Origin of the sequence: Sphingomonas sp. (assembly GCF_051962185.1) — a bacterium.
Taxonomy (GTDB): Bacteria; Pseudomonadota; Alphaproteobacteria; order Sphingomonadales; family Sphingomonadaceae; genus Sphingomonas.
On record NZ_JBQCCN010000291.1, the window covers coordinates 1 to 6,547 of the forward strand.

At 66.3% G+C, this 6,547-nt stretch carries 7 protein-coding genes; 1 reads left to right on the top strand and 6 read right to left on the bottom strand.

What is annotated here, in order from left to right; translation table 11 throughout:
* The 4 genes from glmS to glmU all read right to left on the bottom strand — a co-directional run.
* Nucleotides 1-1,524 (bottom strand): glutamine--fructose-6-phosphate transaminase (isomerizing) (gene glmS, locus ACTHJR_RS18000; protein WP_440524738.1); only part of this gene is annotated, 1,524 nt, incomplete at its 3' end.
* Between the two features lie 15 nt (nucleotides 1,525-1,539).
* Entirely contained in the window at nucleotides 1,540-1,905 is a 366-nt protein-coding gene (locus ACTHJR_RS18005; protein WP_440524739.1) for a type II toxin-antitoxin system VapC family toxin, read from the bottom strand.
* 3 nt (nucleotides 1,906-1,908) lie between these two features.
* Nucleotides 1,909-2,139 (bottom strand): ribbon-helix-helix protein, CopG family, encoded by a 231-nt coding sequence (locus ACTHJR_RS18010; RefSeq protein WP_440524740.1) that lies wholly within the window; start codon nucleotides 2,137-2,139, stop codon nucleotides 1,909-1,911.
* A gap of 41 nt (nucleotides 2,140-2,180) precedes the next feature.
* Entirely contained in the window at nucleotides 2,181-3,536 is a 1,356-nt protein-coding gene (glmU, locus tag ACTHJR_RS18015) for a bifunctional UDP-N-acetylglucosamine diphosphorylase/glucosamine-1-phosphate N-acetyltransferase GlmU (protein WP_440524742.1), read from the bottom strand.
* A 77-nt stretch (nucleotides 3,537-3,613) separates the two neighbouring features.
* On the opposite strand from glmU, the gene ACTHJR_RS18020 reads away from it, so the two are divergent.
* Complete coding sequence (locus tag ACTHJR_RS18020) at nucleotides 3,614-4,291, top strand: HAD-IA family hydrolase (RefSeq protein ID WP_440524744.1); 678 nt, start codon at nucleotides 3,614-3,616, stop codon at nucleotides 4,289-4,291.
* A gap of 67 nt (nucleotides 4,292-4,358) precedes the next feature.
* Here the strand turns inward: ACTHJR_RS18020 and ACTHJR_RS18025 are convergent, their stop codons facing one another.
* Nucleotides 4,359-5,264, bottom strand: coding sequence for a hypothetical protein (locus tag ACTHJR_RS18025; RefSeq protein ID WP_440524746.1), 906 nt, complete (start codon nucleotides 5,262-5,264; stop codon nucleotides 4,359-4,361).
* Nucleotides 5,265-5,314: 50 nt separating this feature from the next.
* Nucleotides 5,315-6,355 carry a nucleotidyltransferase domain-containing protein gene (locus ACTHJR_RS18030; RefSeq protein WP_440524747.1) on the bottom strand — a complete coding sequence of 347 codons (1,041 nt, stop codon included), beginning with the start codon at nucleotides 6,353-6,355 and terminating at the stop codon, nucleotides 5,315-5,317.
* Between the last annotated feature and the right edge of the window lie 192 nt (nucleotides 6,356-6,547).

Consider the following 6,547-nt stretch of genomic DNA (forward strand, 5'->3'; position numbering starts at 1 on the left):
GATCAGCGCGATCGGGCCGTGCTTCATCTCGCCCGCCGCATAGCCTTCGGCGTGAATATAGCTGATTTCCTTGAGCTTCAGCGCGCCCTCGAGCGCCAGCGGATAATCCGGACCGCGGCCGAGATAGAGCACGTCGCGCGCTGGCGCGATCAGGTGCGCCATGCTGGCGATGGCCTCGTCATAAGCGAGCGCCGCGTTGAGCGCAGCGGGCGCCTCGATCAAATGCTTGACCACCGTGACCTCTTCCTCGCGGCTCATCTTGCCCTTGACCACGGCGAGGTGCGCGGCGAGCGCGGCGAGCACCGCGAGCTGGCAGCTGAACGCTTTGGTCGAGGCGACGCCGATCTCGGGGCCCGCATGAGTCGGCAGCAACAGATCGGCCTCGCGCGCCATCGTGCTTGTCGGCACATTGACGACGACGGCGATCTTCTGCCCGGCCTTCTTGGCATGACGCAAAGCGGCGAGCGTGTCGGCGGTCTCGCCCGACTGGCTGATGAAGAGCGCCAAGCCGCCGTCCTCGAACACCGGGTCGCGGTAACGGAACTCGCTGGCGACATCGATGTCGACCGGCACGCGCGCGAAACTCTCGAACCAATATTTGGCGACGAGCCCGGCGTAGAAGCTGGTGCCGCAGGCGACGATGGTGACGCGCCTCACCGTGGAGAGATCGAAATCCATCTGCGGCAGCGCGACGGTCTGCTCGACGCCGCGGATGTACGAGCGCAACGTCTGCGCCACTACGATCGGCTGCTCGTGGATCTCCTTGAGCATGAAATGGCGATAATTGCCCTTCTCGATCATCGCGCTGGTCGCGCCCGACATGGTAATCTCGCGCTCGACCGGATTGTTCTCCGCGTCGAAGATTTGCGCGCCGTCGCGCGTGATGACGACCCAGTCGCCCTCGTCGAGATAGGCAATGCGCTGGGTGAGCCCGGCCAGCGCCAGCGCGTCCGAGCCGAGATAGGTCTCTCCCTCGCCGTAACCGACCACCAGCGGAGAGCCGAGCCGCGCGCCGATCAGCAGGTCGTCATGCTGGCGGAAAGCGATCGCCAGGGCAAAGGCGCCGCGCAATTGCGGCAGCACCGCCTTGACCGCATCCTGCGGCGACTGGCCGGCCTCGACCTGCTCGCTGACGAGATGCGCGACCACCTCGGTATCGGTCTCGCTCTCGAACACGCGGCCGCGCGCCTGCAGCGCTTCGCGCAGCGGCTTGAAATTCTCGATGATTCCGTTGTGGACGAGCGCGACTTCCCTGGTCGCATGCGGATGCGCGTTCGAGGTGGTCGGCGCGCCGTGCGTCGCCCAGCGGGTATGCGCGATGCCGGTCGTGCCCGGCGCGGGATCGGCGGCGAGCACCGCCTCGAGGTTCTTGAGCTTGCCCTCCGCACGGCGGCGGATCAGCTGGCCATCCATGACGGTGCAGACGCCAGCCGAATCATAGCCGCGATATTCCATCCGCCGCAGCCCCTCGACCAGCCGGTCGGCGACCTGTTCGTTACCGACGATTCCGATGATTCCACACATGGTTGGGAAGCTTTCTTACAAGATATAGGGAACACGAATGCCCGGCATGGTCGCCGGAAAGTCCTTGGTATTACGCGTCACGAGGATCGCGCCATTGGCCTGCGCGGTCGCCAGGATGAACGCGTCGAGCAGCTTCATCCCGGTCCGATAGCGGATATCCGCGGCGGCCTGGGCGATTCGTTGATCGACATCGACAACCTCGAACGGATGGAGCAGCGCCTGCATATCGCGTCGCGTCTCGACCGGTTCCCCGGCGAGCAATTCGGTCCAGACAACACGGCTGATGCGATGCCGCCGATAGCGCGCCAGTTCGCTGATGGCCTGCGGTCGATCGAACAGCCAATCGATCAGGATATTGGTATCGAAGAACGGATCCGCCACGGGTCAGCCGTTGTCGCGATCGTCGCGCATCGCACGCTGATAATCGACCGCATCGCCGAGATCCTGACGATGCTTCCAATAGCCGGCGCCGCGCGCGATCCAGTCCTTGCTCGCTTCCGCGCGAAAGGCCGATACCGCCTCGCGCAGCACCGCGGCACGCGACTTGCCTTCCTCGCTCGCCTTGCGATCGAGCCATTCGATGTCGTCGTCGGGAATATCGACCAGGGTACGCATGATATATAGATATCATATCGCGATATCATATCAAGACGTCGCTATTTCGACGCGTTCTTTTTGGCCGTCATCATCTCGCGGAAACGCTTTGCCCAGCCCGATTTACTCTGCTGTTCGGGCCTGACTAGGCGTAGCGCGTCGGCTTCCACGTCCTTGGTGACTGTAGAGCCCGCACCGACGATCGCGCCCGCACCGATCGTGACAGGGGCGACCAACGCCGAGTTGGAGCCGACGAATGCCCCCTCCCCGATCACCGTCCTGTACTTGAAGAAACCGTCGTAATTGCAGGTGATTGTGCCCGCGCCGATGTTCGCCCCGGCGCCGATCTCGGCATCGCCGAGATAGGTCAGGTGATTGGCCTTGGCGCCCTTGCCGAGTACCGCTTTCTTGACCTCGACGAAATTGCCGACCTTGGATTTCTCACCGAGCACCGCGCCGGGGCGGAGGCGGGCATAAGGGCCGACCTCGGCACCACCGCCGATCGTCGCGCCCTCGATATGGCTGAAGCCGCGGATCGTCGCGCCATCGGCGACAGACACGCCAGGGCCGAAGAAGACGTTCGGCTCGATCAGCACGTCGCGGCCGATCCGGGTGTCGAAGCTGAACCACACCGTCGCGGGGTCGACCAGGGTCGCACCCTCGGCCATCGCCTGGACCCGACGTTTGGCCTGCCAGCTTGCATCGACCGCGGCGAGCTCGGCGCGGCTGTTGATGCCGGCTACCTCGTCGGCGGCGGTCTCGACCACCATCGCGCCGCGCCCATCCTTCACCGCCAGTTCCGCCAGGTCGGTCAGATAATATTCGCCCGCGGCATTGTCGTTGGTGACCTGGCCGAGCAGCCGGAACAAATCGGCCGAGCGGACCGCCATCAGGCCCGAATTGCACAGGGTCACGGCGCGCTCGTCGGCCGAGGCGTCCTTGAACTCGACGATCTTGGCGATCCGGCCGTCGGCATCGGCGATGACGCGTCCATAAGCCGCGGCGTCGGCGGGGCGGAAGCCGAGCACGACGACGCTGGGCTCTCCCTCGCCATGCAGCCGCTCGATCATCCGCCGCATCGTGTCGGTGGTGACCAAGGGAACGTCGCCATAGAGGATCAGCACGTCGCCATCGAAGCCGGCCAGCGCCGCCTCGGCCTGTTGCACGGCGTGACCGGTGCCGAGTTGCTCGGCCTGGATCGCGACCTCGACGCCGAGCGGGGTTACCGCCGCCTCGACCTGTTCCCGCCGCGCGCCCGCGACGACGACGATCCGCCCGGCGTCGAGCGCCTGCACATTGTCGATCAGGTGGAGCAGCATCGGCCGGCCGGCGATCGGATGGAGCACTTTGTGCAGGTCGGATTTCATCCGCGTGCCCATGCCGGCGGCAAGGATGATCGCGGCGATTGGTTTGGTCATGATGGGCGTCTCCGTGGGCCGCGCCCTGCCACGAACATATTGCCATTTCCATAGCGTTGCTGGCAGGCGCCAACGCCATGTCCGATTTCCCTTTCGCCCTGGTGGGTTTCGACCTCGACGGTACGCTGGTCGACAGCGTCGCCGATCTGGCCGCGGCGGTGAACCACGCGCTGGCGACGATCGACCGTGCGCCGCTGACGGTCGAGCAGGTCAGGCCGATGATCGGCGGCGGCACACGGCTGATGCTGCAACGTGCGCTGGACGCGACCGGCGGGGATGCGGCGCTCGACGGGCTGCTGCCGGTGCTGCTCGACCATTATGCGGCTCATATCGCCGACCGGACGCGACCGTTTCCCGGCGTGATCGAGGCGCTCGACGCACTCCGTGCGCGCGGCGTGACTCTGGCGGTGGTGACAAACAAGATCGAACATTTGTCGCGAAAGCTGCTCGGCGAGCTCGGTCTGCTCGACCGCTTCGTCGGGGTGATCGGCGGCGACACCGCGGGGCTGACCGCGACCAAACCCGATCGCGCGCCGATCGACCTGATGCAGGCGCGTTACGGACACGGCGGCCGAGCGGCATTCGTCGGCGATACCGACTATGACATTCGCGCCGCACGCGCCGCCGGGATGCCGGTGGCGCTGTTCTCCCCGAACAAGAGCAGCAACTTGGGCGCAGACGTCATCTTCAGCCATTACGATCAGCTCGCCGACGCGCTCGCGCAGGCCGCCGCCGTAGGTCAACCGATCACTTGAGCGACGCCGCCGAGTGCTCGAATCGGCCGGCCTTCAGTCCCGGTCTGCCGCAGAGCGGCCGTTCGCACTAGCGACGATTGGCGGCGCGGCGCGCGATCTCCTCGTCGTCGGCGCGCGCAATCATCAGCCGCGCGACGCGGTCGGCCGAATCGGCCATCTCGCTCGACTTTTTGGGCAAGGCAGCCTGGGCCGAGCGATAGAAGTTCTGCGCATCGGCATAGCCCCCCGCCGCCTCCGCGCAGACGCCGAGATCGTAGAGGATCGACGGGTGATTGGGCAGGCGCCCGTTGAGCGCGGCCCATTGCCGGCAAGCGGTCGGCAAGTCGCGATTGGAGAGTTTGACGATCGCCTTGAACTCGGCACCGATATCCTTGGGCATGCCGTCGCGGTCTTCGCGAAAGCGGACCTTGTACGTTTCCATGCGCGGACGAACGTCGAGGCGGATCTTTTGCGCGAGATCCTGGATCATCGCCGAGACCGCCTCCTCGGTCGTGCGATAGGGCGCCTTGCCCTCGCACCAGGTCGTCTCGTCGCGAAGCGGCTTGTTGTCCGACCATAGCGGCATGTTGTCGGCGACACGCGCGAGCCGGATGCTGACGGTCAGGTTGATGACGCGGCGGAAGCACGGGATGTCGACCTTTGCGCGCTTGAGGCATGTGCCGTCGCGCTTGCCGTCCTTCCACTCGACGCAGCGTTCCTCATTGCCCTGATATTTGCTGTCCTCGACCCCGGTGGTGACGCCGCCGGTCAGGACGCCGTCGGGGCGGCCGGCGGGAACGCCGATCGCCTGTTCGAGCGCAGTTTCGAACTGGCGCGCGTCGCGGCCGTTGAACCGGTCGACCACGACGTTCTCGAGCAGGTCCGCCTCCCGCACATTGGCCGGAAACTTGCCGCGCATCTGCGCGCTCTCGCCCCACGCCCCGCCCGTCACGCACAGGCCGGCAATCGCCAGCGCGATCAATCGCTTGGTCATGTCGCTCTCCCCCTGAGTCGCGATTTCATATCATCACGAAACGCGAAGAGTCAGCCCGTGCCCTTGCGCCACTTCGTCCACAGGTGCCGGGCCAGCATCAGCGGCGGCATGCGCAGCCAATGCGAGCGAACGTAGAAACCGAGCCGGGTGACCGGGCGGATCTGCCGCCCCCAGCCGTCGCGCGCGGTCAGGCGGCGGAGATAGGCGGCATCGCCGGGCTCCGGCTCGAGACTGACGCGGATCGGCGAGCGGTACCCCGTGACCGGCGTATCGTAGAGTTGCGACGCCAGGCGAAATGCGCGCCGCACATGCGGCAACAGACCATGCTGATGGGCGCGTTCATAGACGCTCAGACAGAAATCCTTGTCCTCGCTGCCATACTCGAAACACAGCCGATCGATATCCCACAGATTGCGCATCCCACCCGACAGGTCGCCGTCGGCGAACAGATGCGCGGCGGCATGGCAGACCATGTCCTCGGGCGACGGGACACTCAGGCCGTTCGTCAGCCGCACGCCGCCGGCGATCAGCGCGGCGGCGTCGGGCGTCGGCCGCGCGGTCAGGGGCAGGATCGTGTGATGGACGTCGATCATGCGATCGCGCTCGCGGTGGATCAGCGGCGGCAGCTCGTGCATCCAGCGGCGGTAATAGGCGTCGTCATAGGGATCGGGCTTGACCCATTCCCAGCCAGCGTCGAGCAGCGCCGTCTCGACCCGATCGATCGCCGCGCGCGGCACGAGGATGTCGAGATCGCCGACGAACCGCCCTCGCCCCGCCGCCAGGCCCGCTGCGATGAACGCGCTGCCCTTGAGCAGTACCACCGGCACGCCGAGCTCCCCGAGCGCGCGGCGCGCCATCTCGACTTCCCACAGAGCGACGAGGCGGCCTTGCTCGCACGAGGCCTTGGCGTCGTCGAGGAAGCGTTGCGCCGCTTCGGGCTTGGGAATGCCGTCGAGGCGGTATGCGAGGCTGGCGCTGAGCAATTCGGCCCGCGCCATCGTCAGCAAGGCTTGCCAGTCGGCGCTGTCGAGGGTTGCGACCGACGAGGGATCGGCCAGCGCCCGGGCCAGCAATTTGCCGTCCGCCGCCATCAAAACGCCTCCCCGGCGAAGGCCGGGGCCCAGTTGCGGCGCCCATGGTTGAATAGCTTCACCCTCACCGACAGATTTCGTTGGTGCTGGGCCCCGGCCTTCGCCGGGGACGCGTAAAGGAACGGGCGGGGACGAATCATAGCGCGCGCCACAACGCTTCGACGCGCGCGATCGCGCTTTCGGTGTCGGGAT